General features: G+C 47.3%; 1 protein-coding gene. It reads right to left on the bottom strand.

Annotated features, from left to right (window positions below; genetic code table 11):
• Positions 1 to 304 precede the first annotated feature (304 nt).
• Complete coding sequence (locus AC3DKE_RS11165; protein ID WP_487990741.1) at positions 305 to 2,320, bottom strand: Tad domain-containing protein; 2,016 nt, start codon at positions 2,318 to 2,320, stop codon at positions 305 to 307.
• Positions 2,321 to 2,528 lie beyond the last annotated feature (208 nt).

Genomic DNA, 2,528 nt, shown 5'->3' with positions numbered 1-2,528 from the left:
GGCTAAAGTAGTTAGTGTGACGTTTTTCATTGTGCTTTTTGCCGTGATCATGATCTGCTGAGTGATTTCCACCATGTTCAGCAAAGTCAGGCTTTTTAGCAAAAGCAGGGCCGCTAACTAGCAGACTTAGCCCCACGGCGACTGCTGCAAGATTGTTCCAAGATTTCATGACATACCTCTAGATAGTGTGTGGTGCTCAATGTCTTGATCGACATCATTGAAGACCTACGCACATTAACGACTGATTACGATTTGCCGCCTACTTGAAGCATTTTTTTGAGCTAGGATGTTCGCTTACCTGCGCCTACATAACTATGGATACGCCTTGGTTTGCGTGGCAGCTTAGGTTTGCGGCAACCTCTGTTTTTGCCAAGTCTAAGCCAAGATTTTCTATTAAAAACGTTAGCAATGGGTCAAGCAGTGGCGATAAGACTGTGCTTATGGCTGTTTTCAGAAGCGCCACTACCGTGTTTGCGATACTTCCTACGAGCATCAGCGCTGAACCCAATGTATTGCCATTAGCTTCGTAAGCGGTAATTTCTGGCCCTGACAAGGTGCCTCTTAGGCTACCTATAAGACTTGCCGAGCTAATCGATTGATATACCTGGCTTCCACGTGTTTCCGCCATATTGACTAAGTCAGGTAAGTTTTCCTCAGCGGGAGACTCAAACAGAAGCGTACCTTCAGCGCCAAAGACAGATGATTTGACCTTTAAGCCAAGTCCCCCGGCGGCAAATGGCACTCGTGCGCCGCAGCCGAGTAATGAGCAATGCTTAATGCCGAAGTCGACAAGTGGTATTGGTAGTACCACAGGCTCTGTTTGGCTAGACATTACCTGCTCTTGAGCATCGCTCGCGGAGACACCCATCTTGCCAATACGAAGAGTTGCTGCAGCGGTTTTAACCGGTACAGTTAGGGACTTCTCATCGCCTTGGCAGCTAAAGTCTGTCACTCGAGCATCACCGCCGGCAAGATCTAGATTGATATCAAATCGAAACGGGGCGGGTAGCAATAAAATATTTAATTGGTCTTGCCCACCAAGTAACACGCTTAAGTTCAGGCCAAGCAGTCCATTTATCACGCCAACTAATGGGCTGGCTAAGTTGTCCACAGCAGTGTTTAGGCCTGAGACTAGTGATTCCAGCTTATTACTTAGCGACACACTTAAAATCATACGAAGTTGCGCAGAGCGTACATAAATTCTATTAGGGCTGTTATTTACGGCCAGATATGCCTCATCTTTCGCTGCTGCAGGGTCACCAATAGCGGCAAACTGTGGCGGCTCAATGACCTTAATGGCGAGGTCGACTGTATTACCTAAAAGATCAATAGGGATAACAGCACTGACGGCATTATGTTGGTTGGCAAGCAGAATGATGCCTTGGATAAACTGATAGAGCTGAACCCGTGCTTTAGCGCCATCGTAGTCCGCGTCAGATGCAAGGCCAACGATCTCACCTAGCTTGAGTTGGCCTGAGCTAATCGAGCTAGCCAATAAAATCTGATCTAAGGCGACAATCGCCTCTAAAGCATTGAGTGTGACTTGCGGAGTGCCATTTTGCTGGTCTAGCACATCAATTGCCGCTTGGATTAGCTCTCCTGTGCTCACATTAGTGGAGAGTAGGCTGTCATATTCACCAGCAGTAACGCCGATATTGATGGCTAAGCGATCCATGAACTCAAAAATATCGATATCGGTATGAATAAGACCATTCCAAGCGCCAACTGAAATGTTCAAGTTGCCACCTAGTAGGCCGCCAAAAACGTCGCTAAGTAACTTTGCTTTACTGTTTTTAGTGATATTTACATTGAGTAATGTGCTGCGCAGCGTAAGCATGGCTAAAGGGCTGCCATTTGCACTTGCTACGGCGCGTGCAGAAATTGTGATGCTTTCACCAAAGGCGCCACCGGCAATCATGCTCGCTGGCGTGGTTTGACTAAGTGAAATAGCAATTGCTTTGTTACTACTGCTAGCGGTATCGAGTTGCCGCATATTATTACTAATAATAATGTCGCCACATTCTGGCAATGCAAGCTGATGCTCTGCATCGAGAGTAAATCCGTTGCGCGCTAAGTTTTCCTGAGCAATTTGCTGTGCCGATCCGTCATCACATCGGCCTCCACGGGCAGCCACCTCAAGAGCAGCCACATCAACTTGCCTTTGTAGGGTGCGTTTGATGACATAGAGACGCCCCGTATCTACAACCAAAGCAAGGCACGTCACGCCTAAAAGCATAAAGCCTGCTGTCATGAGCATGACGGCACCACGTTCTCGATGCTTTGTAAGGCGTATCTGCGTAACGCACTCTAAGTAGCTCATACAAGCCACTATGCGACTCTGAACGCGTTTACTCTGTGGTCAAATCCACGTTTGTTGTATGAGTTTGGTTGCGAATGACAGGCTTTTTGAATGATGGGCCGATTACACAAAGCTAAGGGCACCATCGTTCATGAGCACATACAAGCGGTACCGTTTTCATCAAGATAAAACGTAAGCAACATGACTCAACGCGAGGCTTGTATGGCAA

This window comes from Paraperlucidibaca sp., from assembly GCF_982810325.1.
This window is presented reverse-complemented; position numbering and strand designations above follow the sequence as displayed.